Genomic DNA, 19,577 nt, shown 5'->3' with positions numbered 1-19,577 from the left:
TGGCGCTCACGGCGAAGGTTCGGGGCATGGCACGTTCGCTTCCGACCCTGCTCCCGGCGGACCTCGAGCTGCGGCTGTTCCGCAAGGGCGTTGGCGCGTTGGCAGCATCCCGCGAGGCCTGCGCCGACTGCGGGCGCACCCCGCTCACCGGCGAGCAGCTCCACTTCTACGGCACCACCGCGGTCTGCACGCTCTGCCGGGGGCGTCGCCGCGCCGCGCCGGACCACTCCGAGCGCGTCCAGCACGCCGAGCGCGGCCACACGGTGAAGCTCCGCGCCGCCTGAGGGACGTAGACTGCCCGGCCGTGGATCCGGTCAGCTCGAAGATCTTCATAGACAAGCGGCCCGCGGAGGTCTACGCGTACCTCCTCGACATCGCGAACCACGCCGAGTTCACCGACCACTACCTGAAGGACTTCAGGCTCACGCGCGAGGACTCGATCGGCGTGGGGGCGGGCGCCCGCTTCCGGGTCGACGCCCCGCTCAACCGCTTCAGCTGGGCGGACGTGACGATCATCGAGGCCGAGCGCGACCACCGCATCGTCCAGCGCGGGCGCACCGGCAAGTTCAACCGCATCCGCCTGATCTCCACGTACGAGCTCGAGGAGAACGCCGGCTCGACCGAGGTCACGCTGACCACCGAGACCGAGCCGCCGCGGCTGCTGTCGGACAAGATCATGGAGTCGATCGCCAAGGGCTGGTTCAAGCGCAAGCAGCGCAAGGCCCTCAAGCGGCTGCGCGACATCCTCGAGGAGGATCGGTCCCGCGGAACCCGCGCGTCGATCGCCGCCGGGGGCCCGCGGAAGCCCGCTTCGCAGTTCAGGTTGTAATCTCGCCGCCGCACATGCTTCGCCGCCTTCCGCTGATCCTCATCGCCATGCTCGCCCTCGTCGCCGCCTCGTGCGGCCAGGAGGAGGTCGACGAGGGCGGCTACCAGACCGAGAGCGCCCAGGTCGCCGAGACCGAGGGCATCTACCTCGACGTCGAGGGCCTGAAGTACCAGGTCCAGATCTCCAAGCAGCTCAACCCGGCCCTGCCCGACGACGGCCCGTACCTGCAGGGCGTCTTCGATCCCAGCGAGGACCTGGCGGACGACGAGGTCTGGTTCGCGGTGTTCATGCGCGTCGAGAACGACGGGGACGAGCCGGCCGAGATGGCCGACGACTTCGTCATCAAGGACACGCAGGAGAAGGAGTACCGGCCGGTGCAGATCGGCGAGTCGAACGTCTGGGCGTACAACCCCACGACGGTCGAGCCCAAGCACCTCTACCCGCTGCCGAACTCGCCCGCGGGCGAGCGCCAGCCGAACGGCGCGCTGCTGCTCTTCAAGGTCAAGCGCGCGTCGCTGGACAACCGCCCGCTCGAGCTGACGGTCACGGGCAAGCAGGGCCAGAAGGCCATCGTCGACCTCGACGTCTGAGCGCCGCGCTCAGCGCTTCAGGCCGGCGAGCAGGACCGTCCGGGCCGCCGGCGCGGCGGTGTCGCCGCCCGCGCCCGCGCTGACGAGCAGGACGCCGACCGCGATCCGCGGCTTGCCCGCGGGCGCGTAGCTCGCGAACCAGGCGTCGGTGTCCTCCGTCGTGTCCTCGGTCGGCACCGGCAGCGTGCCGTCGGGGCCGGGCTGGGTCGAGCGCAGCTCCGCCGTGCCCGTCTTGCCCGCGACCTTCACGCCGGGGATCTGGGCGGCCACGCCCGTGCCGTCGACCACGACCTGGCGCATCGCACGCCCGACCCGCGCGGCGATGCCCGGCGGGACGGCGCGCGTGCGCTGCGGCTCGTCGCCCATGTTGAGCGTCGGGCGCGGGCGCATGCCGCGCTCCCCGATGGTGGCCGCGACGATCGCCATCTGCAGCGCGGTGGCCTGCACGCGGCCCTGGCCGATCGCGGACGAGCCGACCGCGAGGTCGTCGCCGATCTCGTCCGCCGGCGGGATCGTGCTCGTCGCCGCGCCCTCGATGCCCGTCGGGCGGTTGAAGCCGAACTGCTCCGCGGTCTCGACGAGCCGTTTGGCGCCGAGCTTCGCGCCGAGCGGGCCGAACACCGAGTTGCACGAGTGGGCGAACGAGGCCACGAGCGAGCCGCCGCAGACCTCGTTGTTGGCGTTGGCGAGCTTGACGCCTTCGAGCGTCGCGTAGCTCACGGGCGCGAAGCTGTCCGACGGCTTGGCGACCTTCGCCTCCAGCGCGCCGGCCAGCGTGATGATCTTGAACGTGCTGCCGGGCGGCTGCAGGCCCGAGAAGCCGATCCCGGCGGCGGCGAGCACCCGCCCGGTGCGCGGGTGCATCGCGACGATGCCGCCGAGCCGGCCGGCGAGCGCCGTGACCGCGGCGCGCTGGACGCTCGGGACGATCGTCGACTTCACGGGGTCGGCGGGGTTCGCGGCGGAGCGGACGAGCTCCCGGCCCCCGGCGAGCAGGACGCCGCCGGGGCGGCCGCGGACGCGGTCGTCGAGGGCGCGCTCGAGCCCAGAGACGCCGACTTGGGCGTCGGCGGGGACGCCCTCGGCGCGCAGCGCGGCGGCGCGGTCCTCCGGGATCGGGCCCAGCGCGCCGAGGATCGAGCCGCTGACGTCGGGCGCGTCGGAGAGCCGGTCGGGGCCGGCGGCGAGCTTCGTCCCGTCGGCGGCGAGGATCGTCGCGCGCGTCGGCAGCGTGGTGCGGCGGGTGAGCCGCTCGCCCTTGCGGACGCCGGGGAACGCGAGCCGGCGCCCCCAGTCGACGCGCGCCTCCTCGCCTTCGCCGGTGAACGGGAGCTCGAGCGTCGTCGCGACCGTCCCGAACACCTTGGTGCTGATGGTCAACGGGACCTCGACGACGCCGTCGCGCGGCGAGCGGGCGCGGCCGGGGCGCAGCCGCAGCATCGTCGCGGTCGCCGCGTCCTCCCGGTAGGCCTGCTCGAACGCGCCGAGCGTCGTCCGGTCCTTGGCGCCGCCGGACAAGAGCGCGTACATCCCGGCGAGGTCGTTGCGCGCCCACGCCTGGACGAAGCGGTCGGCGGCGCGCTGCTCGCTCGGCTGGTGCCGGCCGCCCATGAAGGCCCCGACGGCGAACGCGACGACCCCGGCGAGAAGCAGCAGGAGACCGTGCTTGCGCAGCCGCATGCGCCGCGGCCCCGTGGCGCGCAGATATGTTCCCGCGCCTCTCATGACGGGCCTCGACTGGATCATCCTGGCCTTCGTTACCCTCCTCGCGCTCTTCGGGTACGGGCAGGGGTTCGTCGTTGGCGCGCTGTCTCTTGCCGGGTTCGCACTGGGCGCGTTCGCTGGCAGCCGGCTTGGTCCGGCCCTGCTGAGCGAAGGATCGCGCTCACCCTACGCGCCTCTGTTCGCCCTCGTGGGGGCCGTGATCCTCGGTGCGATCGTCGCGGTCGGCCTCGAGACGGTCGCCCGGCGGATCCGCGGGGTGATGCGCCTGCCCGGCTTGGGGATCGTCGACGGGCTGCTCGGCGCGCTGCTCAGCGCGTGCGTCGGGCTCGGCCTGGCGTGGCTGTTCGGCGCGGTCGCGCTCCAGACGCCGGGCGCGCGCGAGCTGCGCAAGTCGATCCAGCGGTCGGCGATCCTCTCGCGGCTGAACGACTGGCTGCCGCCGAGCGGGCCGATCCTCAACTCGCTCGCGCGTTTCGACCCGTTCCCCCAGATCAAGGGGCCGAGCGCCGACGTCGCAGCCCCTCGGGCCGCCGTGGCGCGCGACCCGGAGGTGCGTGCCGCGGCGCGCAGCGTCGTCCGGATCCGCGGCACCGCGTGCGGCCTCGGCGTCGAGGGCTCGGGCTGGGTCGTGCGGCCGGGGATCGTCGTCACGAACGCCCACGTGGTGGCGGGGCAGAGCGACACGACGGTCGAGATCGGCGGCCGGCCGCCCGCCCTGGACGCGCAGGCGATCGCGTTCGACTCGCGCAACGACATCGCCGTGCTGCGGGTCGATGGACTCGGCGCGCCGGCGCTCGAGTTCGCGTCGTCCCCCGAGGCGGGGGATGAGGGAGCGGTGCTCGGCTACCCCGAGAACGGGCCGTACGACGTGCGCGCCGCGCGGCTCGGGCCGACGCAGACGGTGCTCTCGCAGGACGCCTACGGGCGCGGTCCGCTGCGGCGGGCGATGACGTCGTTCCGCGGGGTCGTGCGGTCCGGCAACTCGGGCGGGCCGCTCGTCTCCGCCGACGGCGGGGTGCTGACGACGGTGTTCGCGGCGACGACCGGCACGCGCACGCGCGGCGGGTACGGCGTGCCGAACGCGGTGGTGCGGCGGATCGTGTCCGCAGCGCGCGGTCCGGTCGGGACCGGGCCGTGCGCGAGCTGAGCGCCTCTCGTCGCACACCCGGCACGAAGTTCACGGTTGCGTCCGGGGCGCCTCGCTAGGCTCCGCCGCCATGGCTCTGACCCTCGTCATCGCCGAGAAGCCCTCCGTCGGGCGCGACCTCGCGCGCGTCCTGCCCGGCCCGTTCCAGAAGCACGAGGGGTGGCTCGAGGGTCCCGACCACGTCATCACCTGGGCCGTCGGCCACCTCGTCCAGCTGGCCGAGCCCGACGAGTACGACGCCAAGTACAAGAAGTGGCGGATGGCGGACCTGCCGATCGTGCCCGACCGGTTCAAGCTCGTCGTGCGCGACGAGCGGTCCAAGAAGCAGATGTCCGTGGTGACGAAGCTGCTGCGCCGCGACGACGTGGACCTCGTCATCAACGCCTGCGACGCCGGCCGCGAGGGCGAGCTGATCTTCGCCTACCTCTACGAGAAGGCGGGCGCGAAGAAGCCGGTCAAGCGCCTGTGGCTGTCGTCGATGACCGATACGGCGATGCGCGAGGCGTTCGGCACGCTGCGCGACGCGGCGGAGCTGGCCGAGCTCGAGGCCGCGGCGCGGTCGCGATCCGAGGCCGACTGGATCGTCGGCATGAACGCGACGCGGGCGGCGACGATCCGGCTGCGCTCCTCGTTCGACGGCGCGGTGTCGCTCGGCCGCGTGCAGACGCCGACGCTCGCGATCCTCGCCCGCCGCGAGGACGAGATCCGCTCCTTCGAGCCCGAGCCGTACTGGCTCGTCGACGCGACGTTCGCCGCCAGCGGCGAGCGCGTCTACGAGGGCCGCTTCCACGCCGGCGCGCAGCCGCGGGTCAAGAGCGCCGACGAGGCCGCGGCGATCGTCGCGGCGGTCCGCGGCCAGCGTGGCGCGATCACGAAGCTCGAGAAGACGAAGCGGTCGGAGAAGGCGCCGCTCCTCTACGACCTCACCTCCCTGCAGCGCGATGCGAACACGCGCTTCGGCTTCTCCGCGCGGCGCACGCTCGCCGCCGCGCAGCGCCTGTACGAGGAGCACAAGGCGCTCACGTACCCGCGCACGAGCTCGCGCTTCCTGTCGAGCGACATGATCCCCGAGCTCAAGCCGATCGCCTCGCTCGTCGGCAAGCAGCGCGAGTACGCGAAGGCGGCGGCGTACGTGACGCGCCTCGACCGGCTGCCGCTCGGCCGCGTGGTCAGCAACGAGAAGGTCACCGACCACCACGCGATCATCCCGACCCGCGCCGAGCACAAGGTCGAGAAGATGAGCTCGGACGACCAGCGCATCTACGACCTCGTCGTCCGGCGGTACCTCGCGGTCTTCCATCCCGAGGCGGTCTTCGAGAACACGCGCGTGGAGACCACGGTCGCCGAGCACGTCTTCCGCACGCGCGGCAAGGTCCTGCTCGAGCCGGGCTGGCGCGGCGTCTACGGCGAGTCCGCCGACGCGGAGCGCGACGAGTCCGACGAAGGGCGCGAGCAGCAGCTGCCACGCCTCGAGAAGGGCGAGGACGTCGACACGCGCGACGTCGAGTCGCTGCAGCGCGAGACCAAGCCGCCGCGGCGCTACAGCGACGCGTCGCTGCTCGGGGTCATGGAGACCGCGGGCAAGCTCGTCGACGACGACGAGGCGCGCGAGGCGATGAAGGACTCGGGCATCGGCACGCCGGCGACCCGCGCGGCGATCATCGAGCGGCTCATCGACGTCGGGTACGTCGAGCGCGACGGCCGCGCTCTCGTCGTGACCGAGAAGGGCCTCGGCGTCGTCCGGCTGCTCGGCGAGCACCCGCTGACGTCGCCCAGCCTCACCGGCGACTGGGAGGCGCGGCTCGCGAAGATCGAGACGGGCGCGGACTCGCGCGACCGCTTCATGCGCGACATCGCCGGCTTCGCGGACTCGACGGTCAAGGAGCTCGACGCCAAGCTCAAGGACGTCAAGATCCCGCGCGCGCAGCTCGGGCCGTGCCCGGTCTGCGGCCGCACGATCTCCGAGAACCGCAAGGGCTACTCGTGCTGGTCGCGCGAGGACCCCGGCTGCGGGTTCGTCATCTGGAAGAGCAAGGCGGGCAAGACGCTGCCCATCGCCGTCGCCAAGGAGCTCATCGCCACTGGCCGGACGGCCAAGCAGGTGACTGGCTTCAAGGGCCGCTCGGGCAAGTCGTTCCGCGCGAAGCTCGCGCTCCAGCAGTCCGAGGACGGCAAGTGGCGCGTCGAGTTCGACGAGGCGTGGGCGAAGGAAGGCGCGAAGCCGCCGGACGAGGGCGAGGCCGAGAAGGTCCCCGCCGCCGAGGGCGCCACCGAGGCGACCTCCGCCGCCGCCTGACCCGCCTGAGCCGCCGTCTCCGCCCCGCGCGGTTGGGCTCGACCGGCCGACTCCGCTCCCGTCTTCCGTCCGGGCGGTGTGCATCTCGCCGCCTCCTTCCGGAGTGATGAGGAGAGATGGGAGCTTTGGCGCCTCCGACGGACGTCCAGTCCGTCAAACGCCCATGACGACGGCGCGCCAAGCGGCCGAAATGGACATGTGTTCGATGCGGTGAGCCAGGGATCCCGTCGATGCGGACGAAGTCTCAAGTCCGGAAGACGGCCTCGCGGGAGGTGGTCGACCGGGTCGTCACCGCACCCGCTTCCTGGAGCTTCCCCCATGGCTCGCAAGCTGCTTCTCGTCCCCGTCCTCGTCGTCGCGCTCTTCATCGCGGTGCTCGACGCCTCCGCCGGCAGCCGCAACGGCGGCGACGGCGTGCAGGCATCGCCCGGCTCGTCGTCGGTCGGGTACACCGACTTCCGCCCCGCCGGGGTGGGCGACGGCCGGCGGATCAAGTAACGACGCACCGTGGCGGGCTCGACCCCCACAGCAGGCGCCCTCGCGCAGGCGACCGCCGGACGGTCGCGGTCCCTGCGCGCACCGCGCTGGCCGCTCTTCGCGGCCGCGGTGATCGTCGCCGCCGTGGCGTCCGCCGTCGCGCTCGTTCCCTCCGCCTCGGCGGACAAGCTCGGCGAGCCCGCCTTCTGGGTCCTTGCCGCCGCGGTCATCGCGGGCGAGCTGCTGCCGATCCGGCTGCCGCGGCGCGACGTCCTCGAGGAGGTCGTGCTCTCGACGGCCTTCGCGTTCGCGCTCATGCTGTGGGCCGGTCCGCTGCCGGCCATCGCCGTCTACGCCACCGGCATCGTGCTGCGCGAGGTCCTCGACCGCACCGAGCCGCTCAAGGCCGCCTTCAACGCGTCGCAGGAGACCCTGTCGATCCTGGCGGGCGCCGGCGTGCTCACGCTCGCGGGCGCCGCTCCTCCCGGCAGCGCCTACATCGACGGAGACCTGCCGCTCGTGCTGGTCGCCGCCGCGATCACCTTCGGCGTCAACCAGCTCCTTGCCGGGACCGCGACCGCGCTCATCACCCGCGCGAACGTCCGGGAGATGGTTCTCGGCGACCTGCCGTTCCAAGCGTGGACGGGCGGGTTCCTGCTGACGCTCGCGCCGCTCGCGCTCGACGCGGCCGAGCACCACCTGGCGCTGCTGCCGCTGCTGTTCCTGCCGCTCATGGCGATCCGCATCGGCGGCTCGCAGGCCGTGATGAACGCCCACCGCGCCTGGCACGACGAGCTCACCGACCTGCCGAACCGGCCGCTCGTCCTGCAGCGGGCGCGCGACGCGATCGACCAGGGCTCGCGCCACGGCCACGGCGTGACGCTCGCGGTCATCGACCTCAACGACTTCAAGGCGGTCAACGACACGCTCGGCCATGAGCGCGGCGACGAGCTGCTGTGCGACGTCGGCCGCCGGCTGAGCGAGTCGCTCGGCGACGAGGCGACGTTCGCGCGCCTCGGCGGCGACGAGTTCGCCGTGCTGCTGCCGAAGCTGACGCTCGCGGAGGGGCGCATCGAGGTGCAACGGCTGATCGAGGAGCTCGAGGAGCCGTTCGACATCGACGGCCTCGCCGTGCAGGTCGAGGCGTCGGCCGGCGTCGCCGCGTTCCCGCAGCATGGCCGCACCGCCCACGAGCTGATGCGCCACGCCGACGTCGCGCTGTACGCGGCGAAGGCGAACCAGACGCAGGTGGAGGCGTACTCGCCCGACGACGACGAGCACTCGATCGACCGCCTCGCCCTCGCCGCCCAGCTGCGGCGCGGCCTGCAGCGCGGCGAGCTCGTCGTGCACTTCCAGCCGAAGCTCGCGCTCGCGTCGGGCCGCCCGCACGGCGTCGAGGCGCTCGTGCGGTGGAACCACCCGCAGCTCGGCCTCATCCACCCCGAGGGCTTCATCCCGCTCGCCGAGCAGAGCAGCCTGCTCAAGCCGCTGACGCTGCAGGTGCTCGAGGAGTCGCTGCGCCAGGCGCGGCTGTGGCGCGAGGAGGGGCTCGACCTGCGCGTCGCGGTCAACGTGTCCGCGCGCAGCCTGCTCGACCGCGAGCTGCCCGCCGACGTCGCGCGGCTGCTCGGCAAGTGGGGGCTCCCCGCGTCGACGCTGCAGCTCGAGATCACCGAGAGCCGGCTCGTCGCCGACTTCGGCCGGGCCGAGCACGTCCTCGACGGGCTCCGCGAGCTCGGCGTCGGGCTCGCCATCGACGACTTCGGCACCGGGTTCTCGTCGCTCGCCCAGCTGCAGCGGCTGCCCGTCCAGGAGATCAAGATCGACAAGTCGTTCGTGCTGAACATGGCCACGAGCGCCGACGATGCCGCCATCGTGCGGTCGACGATCGAGCTCGGGCGCACGCTCGCGCTCGATGTCACCGCGGAGGGCGTCGAGACGCCGGAGGCGTACGAGCAGCTCGTCGCCCTCGGCTGCCACTTCGCGCAGGGGTACCACGTCGGCCGCCCGTCGCCCGCCGCCGCGTGCGGCAGGGACATCCGCCGGTTCCTCCGGAACGGGGACTCGGCCACCGAGGAGGACCGGGTGGTGGCCGGTGCGTAAGGCGATCCTGGGCGGCGTCCTCGCCGCCGCCCTCGTCGTCGCCGCTCCGGCGGACGCGAAGCAGCCGGCCAACGGCGCCACCGAGCAGATCGTCCTGTTCCGCGACGGCGCGGTGGTCGCCCGCAAGGTCGACCGGGAGATCGCGCAGCGCGAGCGCTCGCTCGGGTTCGTCGCGCACCTGCGCTACAGCGCCGCGGTGAACGGGTTCTCCGCGCGGCTGACGGCCCGGCAGGTCGACCGCCTCGAGGCCGACCCGGACGTGCTGATGGTCGCGCCCGACGAGGAGGTCGTCGCGGACGGGCAGGAGGCTCTGGCTGCCGGCGAGGCCGTTCCTCCCGGCATCCGCCGCGTGGGCGCCGCGACCACGACGACCGCCGGGCTGGCCGCGAGCACGAACGTCGCGGTGCTCGACACGGGCATCGATCTAGCGAACCCCGACCTGAACGCGCGCCACGGCGTCAACTGCCTCTCGTCGACGGCGCAGGCCAACGACGACAACGGCCACGGGACGCACGTCGCGGGCACGATCGCCGCGCGCAACACCGGGACCGGCGTGGTCGGGATCGCGCCGGCCACGACGCTCTACGCGGTCAAGGTGCTCAACAACAAGGAGACCGGGACGCTCTCGTCGATCATCTGCGGCATCGACTGGGTCACGCGCAACGCGGCGGCGCTCGGCATCGGCGTGGTCAACATGTCGCTGAGCGGGTCGGGCAGGGACGACGGCAACTGCGGCCGCACGAACAAGGACCCCGAGCACGTCGCGATCTGCAACTCCGTCGCCGCGGGCGTCACGTACGTGGTGAGCGCGGGGAACGCGGGCAAGCCGATCGCCGGGTCCATCCCCGCCGCGTACCGCGAGGTGCTCACCGTGACGGCGATGAGCGACGCGGACGGGCTGCCCGGCGCGAAGGGCCTGATGACGACGCTCTGCAAGACGTCCGAGAAGGACGACCGCTACGCGGCGACCTCGAACTACGCGGCGACGGCGCTCGACGCCGGGCACGTCCTGGCCGCGCCGGGGACGTGCGTGGCGTCGACGAAGCGCGGCGGCGGGACGCTGCTCATGAGCGGCACGAGCATGGCCGCGCCGCACGTGACGGGCGCCGTCGCGCTGTGCCGCAGCGCGGGCGCCGCGTGCGAGGGCCTCCCGCCGGCGGCGACGATCACCACGATGCGCGACCTCGCCGCGGCGGCCGCGGCGGGCAACGGGTTCACCGGCGACCCGGCGTCGCCGATCACCGGCAAGACGTACGGCTGGCTCGTCAGCGCGCGGTTCTAGGCGCGCGTCTTCGCCCGCGGCGGGGCGGCCCCGTCGCCCGCGATCCCCACGCCGCGCCCCGTCCCGTCGCCCGCGATCTCCACGCCGCGCACCCTCAACTGCTCTCTCAGCCGCAGCAGCGCGAGGTCCTTCGCCTTCGCCTCGAGCATCACGTCGAAGTCGAGCCCGCGCGCGGTCTCGCAGATGAACGCCTCGAACGCGATGGGATCGATCATGTCGGCGTGGGCGCGGAGCTGGGGCAGGACGAGCGACCGCTCGACCCGCCGGCCGACCTTGCGGCGCTTCTCCTCCATCGCGGTCTTCGGGGTCGAGTAGTGGATCTTCGGCGTGACGCCGGGCGGCCAGGTGCCGAGGGCCAGCTCGAGGGCCTCGCGGTCCGGGATCCGCTCCGGGTCGTTGCAGTGGTGGTGCAGGATGTCCCACACCACCGGGCGGCCGATCCGCTCGCTCAGCTCGAGGACGTCGCGCAGCGCGAACGTGCGGTCGTCGTTCTCGATCACCAGCCTGCCGCGCGCTGCGTTCGACAGCGTCTCGAACCCCTCCTCGAAGCGGCGTAGCGCGGCGTCCTTGCCTCCGGCGGCGCCGCCGACGTGCAGCACCACGACGCTCTCGGGGCCGAGGCCCATGGCGTCCATGAGCTCGGCCTGCACCTCGAGCTCGATCGCCGCCAGCCGGCGCACCTCGGCGTCCTCGGAGTTCAGCACCGTGTACTGGCCCGGGTGCGACGAGAGGCGGATGCCGCGCTCGATCGCCGTCGCCCCGACCTCGGCGAGCCGGTCCGCGAAGCGCTGCGGCTGGTCGCGGAACTGCGTCAGATCGGGATGGCTGGCGTAGGGCGCCAGCCCGGTGGCCATCCTGTAGAAGCGGATGTCGTGGTCGTCGAGGTAGGCGAGGATCGCCTCGAGGTGGCCGAGCGAGACGCCGAGGCTCGGCTCCGACTGCCAGCGCCGCGTGTCGTGCGAGGGCAGACCGCCCCCGCCGAGCACCTTGACCGCGAATCCGAGACGCATGGGGTACGCGTACCCAAGAACATGCTCCCCGCGCGCCAGGCCCTCCTCGCCGCCACCGCGGTCGTGCCCCACACCGACGCCGACGGCCTCGCCGCCGGAGCGATCGCGCTCAGAGCCCGAGGAGAACCCGCATCCGCCGCGATCCTCCTCGGCCGCGGCGAGAACCCCTGGGGACAGTCCCTTCACATCGGAGGACAGAGCGCATCCCCACTTCTGGGGAGGGGACAGTCCCTTCACGTTGGGGGACAGACCCTTCATGTTGGGGGACAGTCCCTTCATGTTGGGCCGCTGGCGGTGCTGGATTGGGGCGTTCGGGCGCTTCCTCCGGGTCGGGAGGGGTCGGTCGTCGTGGATCACCACGCTCCCGAGGCCGACGCGATCGACGGCTCGATCGTCGTGAGCTCGTTCGGGGAGCAGCCGGAGGTGCCGACCGCGCCGCTCATGCGGCGGATCGTCCCCGAGGCGCCCGCGTGGCTGGCGGCGGTCGGAGGCGTGGGCGACGTGGGGGACAGAGCGTTCGCGCTGCCGGAGTGCGCCGGGGCCGGGCCGAAGACGGCCATCCGCAAGCTCGTCTCGCTCGTCAACGCGCCGCGCCGGCTGCCCGACGGGCCCGTCCGGACCGCGCTCGCCCTGCTGGTGGAGCACGACGACCCGAAGGCCGCCCTGGCCGACGCGCGCACGCAGGAGCTCGAGGAGGCCAAGCAGGCCTGGCGCGCCGAGCTCGACCGCGTCATCCGAACGGCGCCGCAGGCCGTCGGCGACGTCGTGATGCTCATCCGCTTCGCGTCCCCCGCCCAGGTCCACCCGCTCGTGGCCACGACCTGGTCACGCCGGCTGGCGCCCCGCGTCGTGCTCGCCGCCAACGACGGCTACCTCGGACCGGGGATCGTCAACTTCGCCGTCCGCGGCGGCCCGGACGGCACCGACCTCCGGCAGCTCCTCAAGCAGGCCCTGCCGGGCGCCGGCGGCGAGTTCGCCCACGGCCACCCGAGGGCCACCGGCGGCAGCCTCGCGACGGATGACTTCGCGAGGCTGCTCGCCGGCCTGGCCGCGAGCTAGCTGGTCGAGGTCTGCGAGACCTCGCCGCGCCAGGCGCCGGACTCGCCGCCCGCGCCCCGCGACTCGATGAGCTCCTTGAACCGCTCGAGGTCGCCCTTCACGCGCCGCTCGACGACGCCGAGGAGGTCGCCGATCTTCTCGGCCGGCCCCTCGGGCTCGTAGTCCATCTGCAGCATCACGCGCGTGACGCCCTCGTCGATGCGGTGGAACGTGACGACGCCCGCGTGCTCCGGGCCGTCCTGGCTGCGCCACGCGATGCGCTGATCAGGCGTCTGCTCGGTGATCTCGGCGTCGAACTCCTTCGTCCGCCCCGCGATCGACGTCTTCCAATGCGTGTGGGTGTCGTCGACCTGGCGGATCTGCTCGACACCCTCCATGAAGCGAGGGAACTCCTCGAACTGGGTCCACTGGTCGTAGGCGGTGCGGACCGGGACCTTGACGTCGATGCTTCGCTCGATGTTCGCCACGGAATCGTCTCCTTTCTGCGGAAGTTCCGGGGTCGTACCCATGAACGCGAGTGCGCCGGTGTCAGATCGTCCGGACCGCGCGCGACATTGGGGAGCCCGTGCCGCTCACCCTCGTCACCGGCCCCGCGAACGCCGAGAAGGCGGGCTTCGTGCTGGACCGGATGCGGGCGCTCGCCGACCGCGATCCGATCCTCGTCGTGCCCACGCGGCCGGACGTCGATCGCTACCGGACCGAGCTCGCCGAGACCGGCTTCGTCATGGGCGCGCGGGTCGAGACGTTCGAGCGGCTGCTGAGCGAGATCGCGCGCCGCACGAAGACCGGCGGACCGGTCCTCGGGCGCCTCGCGCGGGAACGCGTCGCCGCTGCGGCGGTCGAACGGGCGGCGCTGGAGCTGCTGCGGCCGTCCGCGCGGACCTCCGGGTTCGCGATCGCCGCCTGCCGGCTCTTCGACGAGCTGGGCGAGCAGCGGATCGACCCGGCGCGCTGGACCGTCGCCGTGCGGGCCTGGGCAGCCGACCAGCCGGCGCGTGCGCAGTACGCGGAGGAGCTGGCGGCGCTGTACCGGACGTACCGCGCGACGCTCGACCGGCTCGGGCGTACGGATGCCACGCTCGCCCGGGCCGCGGCCCTCGACGCGCTGAAGCGCGCGCCCGGGGCCTGGGGCTCGACCCCCGTGCTGCTGTACGGGTTCGACGACCTCTCGGTGCTGCAGCGCGACGCCGTGCTGGCGCTGGGCGCGACCGACGCCGAGGTCGTCGTCTCGCTGGCGTTCGAGCCGGGCCGCCACGCGTTCGCGGCGCGCGGCGAGACGTTCTACGAGCTGCTGCCGCACGCGCGGCACGTCGCGCTCGAGGCACGCGACACCTACTACGCGCCGTGGTCGCGCGAGGCGCTGCACCACCTCGAGCGCGGCCTGTTCGAGGACGCTCCCGCCGAGGAGGCGCCCGGGGCGGACGGCCCGTTGACGCTCTTCGACGACCTCGAGACACGGACGGCACGGCGGCCGTCCGGCGACGGCATCGTCCTGCTCGAAGGCGGTGGCGAGCGGGCGGAGATGGAGCTCGTCGCCGCCGAGGTGGCGCGGCTGATCCGCGACGAGGGCATCCCGCCCGAGGAGATCGCCGTCATCCTGCGCCGGCCCGAGGAGGCCGCGTCGCTCGTGACGCAGGTGTTCGGCGCGTACGGCGTGGCGATCGCGCTCGAGCAGCGGGTCGCCTTCGGGCACACGCCGCTCGGCCGCGGGCTCGTCGCGCTGCTGCGGGCCGCGACCGGCGGCGCCGCGGAGGACGTGATCGCGTGGCTGCGGACGCCGGGGCTCGTGCGGGTGCCGTCGCTCGTCGACCGGCTGGAGGCCGCGGTGCGGCGGACGGGCGCACGGACGGCGGCCGAGGCGCGCGCGCTGTGGGAGGAGCGGGTGCCCGACTTCCCGCTCGACGCGCTCGACCGGGTCGGCGACGCCGGGCAGCGCGGGCCGAAGGTGCTGCTCGAGCGGCTCGCCGACGAGCTGTCGCTGCTCTTCGCCGCGCCGCATCGCCGCGAGGCGCCCGTGCTGGACGGCGCCGAGGCGGCGGGAGCGCGGGTGGTCGCCGCGGGTCGGCGCGCGCTCGCCGACCTCGTCGACCTCGCCGAAGCGGACGCCGCGCTGGTGCCGCCCGCCGGCGAGCTCGCCTCCGTGCTGGCCGGCGTGGAGGTGATCGTCGGGGACCGGTCGGCGGCCGGAGCGGTGCTCGTCGCCGATCCGCTCTCGCTGCGCGCGCGACGCGTGCGCGCGTTGTTCGCCTGCCGCCTCCAGGAGGGGACCTTCCCCGCGCCCGCGCGGCCCGAGCCGTTCCTCGGCGACGACGACCGCCGCCGCCTCAACGCCGCCTCCGGTCTGCGGCTGCGCGCACACGAGGACGCGCTGGGCGCCGAGCGCTACCTCTTCTACGCCACCGTCAGCCGGCCCGAGGCGCGCCTGCATCTCAGCTGGCACGCCGCCGACGACGAGGCCGATCCGGTCGTGCGCAGCGCGTTCGTCGACGACGTGGAGCAGCTCTTCGACGGCCTCGAGCACCGCCGGCGCGACCTCGGCGCCGTCGGCTGGCCGGAGGGCACCGCGCCGACGGGGCGCGAGGCGAAGCGCGGCGCCGCCCACGAAGCGCCGCGCGTGGTCGAGCCGGTCGCCGCGCCGCTTGCTCATCCCGACGTGCTCGAGTCGTTGCGCACGCGGCCCGCGTGGTCGGCGTCCGGGCTCGAGGTGTGGGCCGGGTGCCCGACGAAGTGGTTCGTCGAGCGGATGCTCACGCCCGACGGGCTCGAGCCGGATCCCGAGGCGATGGTGCGCGGCACGCTCGCGCATGCGGTGCTCGAGCGGGCGCTGCGGCAGCTCGTCAACGGCGGCGGGCTGACGACCGCGCACCTCGGCGAGGCGCGGGCGGCGGTGCGTGCGGCGCTGGAGGAGCTCGCCGGGCGGTTCCCGATGTCGGTCGACCCGTCGCGGCGGCTGGCGCTGCGGCGGCGGCTCGAGGCCGATCTCCTGCGCTACGTGGACAGCGCGGCGCGGTCGGGGACGGCGTTCGACCCGGACGGCTTCGAGGTGGAGTTCGAGGGGCTCGACCTCGGCGACGGCATCCGCGTCAACGGCAAGATCGACCGCGTCGACGTCCGCCGCGGAACGCGCGAGGCGATCGTCTACGACTACAAGGGCAAGACCGCCTACGCGGGGGCGAAGTGGGTCGAGGAGCACCGGTTCCAGCTCGCCGTGTACGCGCTGGCGGCCCGCAAGCTGCTCGACCTCGAGCCGGTCGGCGCGCTCTACCAGCCGCTTGGCGCGGCCGACCAGCGGCCGCGCGGCGCGCTGCGGCGCGACGCCGACCCGGACCTCGCGCTCGTCGCGACCGACCGGTTCGACGACGACGAGTTCGACGCGCTCGTGTCCGAGGCCGTCGCCGCGGCGGCCGCGGCGGCGCGTGAGGCGCGGACGGGCGCGCTGCGGGCGCAGCCGGAGACGTGCGCGTGGGGCGGCGGCTGCGCGTACCCGACGATCTGCCGGTGCGAGGACGCGTGATCGCCGAGCGCGCACGTCAGTTCACCGACGAGCAGGCCCGGGCGATCGCCGACGACGCCGGCGACCTGCTGCTGAGCGCGGCTGCCGGCAGCGGCAAGACGTCCGTGCTCGTCGAGCGGTTCGCCGGCCACGTCGCGGGCGGGATCTCGCCGGGGCGGATCCTCGCGATCACGTTCACCGAGAAGGCGGCGGGCGAGCTGAAGGCGCGCGTGCGCAAGCGGCTGCTCGAGCTCGGGCAGCGCGACGCCGCGCGCGAGGCCGAGGGCGCGTGGATCTCGACGATCCATGGGTTCTGCGCGCGGGTGCTGCGGTCGCATGCGGTGGCGGCCGGGATCGATCCGCGGTTCGCGGTGCTCGACGAGCCGGCCGCGCGGGCGCTGCGTGACGAGGCGTGGGACGTTGCCTTCGGGCGCTGGCTGGACGCGCGCGGCGACGCGGCGCTGGACGTCGCGGCGTCGTTCACCACCGACCGGCTGCGGCTCGCGATCGTCGACGTCCACGATGCGCTGCGGTCGTCCGGGATGACCCGTCCGCGGCTGCCCGTGCCGGACGCTCCCGCCGCTCCCGACGCCGCCGCGCTGCTGCGGGCGCGCGACGAGGCGGCGGCGTCGCTGACGGGGGCGCAGAACGGCAAGACGCTCGAGCGGGCGCTCGCCGCGCTGGAGCGCTGCCGCGAGCTCTTCGCGGACGGCGCGCTGCCCGGCGCCGCGGCGCTGGGGGACGCCGCGTTCAAGGCGGGGAACACGCGGGCGCTCAAGACGCCGCCGTGCGAGGCGTACCTCGCGGCGCACACGGCGTACGTGCAGGCGCTCGTCGACGCGCGCGCCGTGGAAGCCGCCGTCGAGCTCGACGAGCTGCTCGCCGCCTACGCGGACGCCTACGCGACGGCGAAGCGCGCCCGGTCGGGGCTCGACTTCGACGACCTCGAGCTCCTCACCCGCGACCTCCTCCGCGATCTGCCGGGCGTCCGTGCGGCCTACCACGAGCGGTTCGAGCGCATCCTCGTCGACGAGTTCCAGGACTCCAACCCGCTCCAGCTCGAGCTCTTCGACCTCCTCGGGGGAACGCCGCCCGGGCGCGAGGGTACCCCTGCGGGCGTCGACGGCGCCACCCCCGTGTTCCTGGTCGGCGACGAGCTGCAGTCGATCTACGGGTTCCGGCATGCGGACGTCGAGGTCTTCCGGCGGCGGCGCGACATGCTCGAGGCCGACGGCCGCGCGCTGGCGCTGCGCCGGAACTTCCGCTCGCACCCGGCCGTGCTCGACGTCGTCAACGCGGTCTTCCCCGACCGGCCGCTCGTGGCGGGGCGGAAGGCGGGCGGCGGAGGGTCGCGGGTGGAGCTGCTGGTCACGGCGTCCACCGGCTGGGACGACGCGGAGATCGATCTCGGCGAGCTGCCGCGCGCGTCGCGGTGGCGCCACGCGGAGGCGCGGCTCATCGCCCAGCGCGTGCGCGACCTCGTCGACAGCGGCGAGCACGGCCCCGAGGACGTCGTCGTCCTCGTCCGCGCGACCGGCGACCTGCCGGTGTTCGAGCGCGCGCTCGAGGACGCCGGCCTCCAGACCCTCGCGTCCGGCGGCCGCGGCTACTGGGGTCGCCAGGTCGTCCGCGACCTCTGCGCGTGGCTCGCCGCCCTCGCGAACCCGCGCGACGAGCTCGCCCTCTTCGGCGCCCTCGCCTCCCCGCTCGTCGGAGCTTCCACCGACGCCCTCGCGCTCATCGCCGCCGCGGGAAGAGGGAACGCGTGGCGCACGATCGACGAAGCCTTCGGGCCCGCCGGAGACGACGCCCCGCCTCCGCGCGTCTCCGCTGCCGCCGCGACCCTGCGCGCGCGGCTCTCGGCCGACGATCGCGAGCGGGTCGCCGCGTTCCGGGATCGGTTCGCGCGGGAGCGGGAGCTGGCTCCGCGGTTCCCTCTGGACGAGCTGCTGCGGCGGGCGGTCGAGGCGACGGACTACGACCTGCACGTGCTGCGGCTGCCGGGCGGGGCGCGGCGGCTCGCGAACGTCCACAAGCTGCTGCGGCTCGCCGCGGACCACGAGCGCGCGAACGGCCGTGACGTGCGGAGCCTCGTCGATCGCGCCACGGCGGAGCTGGAGGCCGACGCGCGCGAGACCGACGCGCCGGTCGAGCTCGGCGACGCGAAGGCCGTGCGGCTCATGACGATCCATGCGGCGAAGGGGCTCGAGTTCCCGGTCGTCGTGGTGGCCGATCTCGGGCGGCGGACCTCAGTCGACGTGCCGGCGGTGCTGGTCGACGGCGGCCGGCTCGGGATCCGGCTGCCGCACCTCGACGGCTCGGCCGACCGCGCGCTCGACTTCGACGTCCTGCGCGATCGCCGTCGCGACGCCGAGAGCGCCGAGGAGCGCCGCATCATGTACGTCGCGCTCACCCGCGCGGAGGAGCGCCTGATCCTCAGCGGCGGCGTCGACGTCGCGAAGTGGCCCGGCGAGGGCCTCGGCGCGCCGCCGCTGGCCTGGCTCGGCCCGGCTCTCCTCGGCGCCGGTTGCGCCCGCCTCCCGACCGAGGACGACCCCGACCGCACCATCGGCGTCGACGGCCCGCCGAGCCGCGCGGAGGGAGACCTCCTCGCCGCCGGCGATGCCGGGCGGCTTCGCGTCCTCCTCAACACGCCCGCGACGGTGGGGCGGGTGCTGCGGGCGGACTCGGTGGCTCCGGCGGGGGCGGTCCTGCCTCCGGCTCCGGCTCCTCCGGCGCGGGGGCCGTTGCCGGTCGCTCCGGGGCCGCGGCCGGCCGTGCGGTCGCTGTCGTACAGCTCGATGAGCCAGTGGAAGCAGTGCGGGTACCGGTTCTACCTCGAGCGGGTGCTGCGGCTGCCGCAGGAGGAGGGCGGGGCGCGCGTGGAGGCGAGGACGCCGCAGGGCGGGCTCGATCCGCGGGTGCGGGGGACGCTCGTGCACGAGGCGCTCGAGCTCGGCGGGCCGGCCGAGGAGGCGATCGCCGACGCCGCTCGCCGCCATGGCGTCTCGCTGACCGGCGAGGAGCGGGCGGACCTCGAGGCGCTCGTGACCGGGTTCGACGCGACGCCGCTCGCGCGCAGGATCGAGGAGGCGCAGCGGGTGAGGCGCGAGCAGCCGTTCGCGTTCCCGCTCGGCGACGCGCTGCTCAACGGCGTCATCGACGTGCTTGCGATCGAGCCCGGCGGCGGTGCGCTCGTCGTCGACTACAAGACCGATCGCCTCGCGCCCGGCGCCGACCTGCCGGAGCTGATCCAGCGCGACTACGGCGTGCAGCGGCGGGTCTACGCGCTCGCTGCGCTGCGCGACGGCGCCCCGCACGTCGACGTCGCTTACGCGTTCCTCGAGCGCGGGGACGAGCCCGCGATCACCCGGTTCGCCGCCGAGGACGCCCCGCGCCTGGAGGAGGAGCTGCGCGAGCTCGCCGCCGGCGTCCTCACCGGCTCCTTCGAGGTCGCCGCGACGCCGCACATCGGCCTCTGCGCCGGCTGCCCCGGCCGCCGCGCGCTGTGCCGCCACGACGAGGAGATGACCGGCCGCGAGCTGCCGCTCGCGTAGAAGGTGGCG

At 74.2% G+C, this 19,577-nt stretch carries 14 protein-coding genes; 11 read left to right on the top strand and 3 right to left on the bottom strand.

Annotated elements, in window-relative coordinates; genetic code table 11:
* Nucleotides 1-26 precede the first annotated feature (26 nt).
* From AC1UE4_RS10650 to AC1UE4_RS10640, 3 genes are read left to right on the top strand one after another with little or no spacing between them, the layout of a single operon-like run.
* On the top strand, nt 27-284 hold the full coding sequence (locus AC1UE4_RS10650; RefSeq protein ID WP_482917203.1) for a hypothetical protein: 258 nt from the start codon (nt 27-29) through the stop codon (nt 282-284).
* Between the two features lie 20 nt (nt 285-304).
* On the top strand, nt 305-829 hold the full coding sequence (locus AC1UE4_RS10645) for an SRPBCC family protein (protein ID WP_482917202.1): 525 nt from the start codon (nt 305-307) through the stop codon (nt 827-829).
* Nucleotides 830-843: 14 nt separating this feature from the next.
* Nucleotides 844-1,419, top strand: a complete 576-nt coding sequence (locus AC1UE4_RS10640) for a hypothetical protein (protein WP_482917201.1) — start codon at nt 844-846, stop codon at nt 1,417-1,419.
* A gap of 9 nt (nt 1,420-1,428) precedes the next feature.
* Here AC1UE4_RS10640 and AC1UE4_RS10635 read toward each other — a convergent pair whose 3' ends face one another.
* Nucleotides 1,429-3,099, bottom strand: coding sequence for a penicillin-binding transpeptidase domain-containing protein (locus AC1UE4_RS10635; RefSeq protein ID WP_482917200.1), 1,671 nt, complete (start codon nt 3,097-3,099; stop codon nt 1,429-1,431).
* Here AC1UE4_RS10635 and AC1UE4_RS10630 point away from each other — a divergent pair.
* The 5 genes from AC1UE4_RS10630 (at nt 3,029) to AC1UE4_RS10610 (ending at nt 10,449) form a co-directional block, all read left to right on the top strand.
* On the top strand, nt 3,029-4,291 hold the full coding sequence (locus AC1UE4_RS10630; protein ID WP_482917199.1) for a MarP family serine protease: 1,263 nt from the start codon (nt 3,029-3,031) through the stop codon (nt 4,289-4,291). The two genes, AC1UE4_RS10635 and AC1UE4_RS10630, sit on opposite strands and share 71 nt — an antisense overlap.
* Before the next feature lie 70 nt (nt 4,292-4,361).
* A complete protein-coding gene (locus AC1UE4_RS10625) occupies nt 4,362-6,587 on the top strand; it encodes a type IA DNA topoisomerase (protein ID WP_482917198.1) in 2,226 nt (741 codons plus the stop codon).
* Nucleotides 6,588-6,905: 318 nt separating this feature from the next.
* Entirely contained in the window at nt 6,906-7,085 is a 180-nt protein-coding gene (locus tag AC1UE4_RS10620; protein WP_482917197.1) for a hypothetical protein, read from the top strand.
* 9 nt (nt 7,086-7,094) lie between these two features.
* Complete coding sequence (locus tag AC1UE4_RS10615; RefSeq protein WP_482917196.1) at nt 7,095-9,167, top strand: putative bifunctional diguanylate cyclase/phosphodiesterase; 2,073 nt, start codon at nt 7,095-7,097, stop codon at nt 9,165-9,167.
* Nucleotides 9,160-10,449, top strand: a complete 1,290-nt coding sequence (locus tag AC1UE4_RS10610; RefSeq protein WP_482917195.1) for a S8 family serine peptidase — start codon at nt 9,160-9,162, stop codon at nt 10,447-10,449. The genes AC1UE4_RS10615 and AC1UE4_RS10610 overlap by 8 nt, the downstream gene beginning before the upstream one ends.
* On the opposite strand, the gene uvsE is transcribed toward AC1UE4_RS10610, so the two are convergent.
* Nucleotides 10,446-11,459, bottom strand: a complete 1,014-nt coding sequence (uvsE, locus tag AC1UE4_RS10605) for a UV DNA damage repair endonuclease UvsE (RefSeq protein ID WP_482917194.1) — start codon at nt 11,457-11,459, stop codon at nt 10,446-10,448. The two genes, AC1UE4_RS10610 and uvsE, sit on opposite strands and share 4 nt — an antisense overlap.
* A gap of 348 nt (nt 11,460-11,807) precedes the next feature.
* Here uvsE and AC1UE4_RS10600 point away from each other — a divergent pair, with 348 nt between their 5' ends.
* Complete coding sequence (locus AC1UE4_RS10600) at nt 11,808-12,518, top strand: hypothetical protein (protein WP_482917193.1); 711 nt, start codon at nt 11,808-11,810, stop codon at nt 12,516-12,518.
* Here AC1UE4_RS10600 and AC1UE4_RS10595 read toward each other — a convergent pair.
* Entirely contained in the window at nt 12,515-12,985 is a 471-nt protein-coding gene (locus tag AC1UE4_RS10595) for an SRPBCC family protein (RefSeq protein WP_482917192.1), read from the bottom strand. The two genes, AC1UE4_RS10600 and AC1UE4_RS10595, sit on opposite strands and share 4 nt — an antisense overlap.
* 98 nt (nt 12,986-13,083) lie before the next feature.
* On the opposite strand from AC1UE4_RS10595, the gene AC1UE4_RS10590 reads away from it, so the two are divergent.
* Entirely contained in the window at nt 13,084-16,032 is a 2,949-nt protein-coding gene (locus tag AC1UE4_RS10590; protein WP_482917191.1) for a PD-(D/E)XK nuclease family protein, read from the top strand.
* Complete coding sequence (locus tag AC1UE4_RS10585; RefSeq protein WP_482917190.1) at nt 16,017-19,568, top strand: UvrD-helicase domain-containing protein; 3,552 nt, start codon at nt 16,017-16,019, stop codon at nt 19,566-19,568. The genes AC1UE4_RS10590 and AC1UE4_RS10585 overlap by 16 nt, the downstream gene beginning before the upstream one ends.
* Nucleotides 19,569-19,577 lie beyond the last annotated feature (9 nt).

This window comes from Parviterribacter kavangonensis (assembly GCF_056863335.1).
This window is presented reverse-complemented; position numbering and strand designations above follow the sequence as displayed.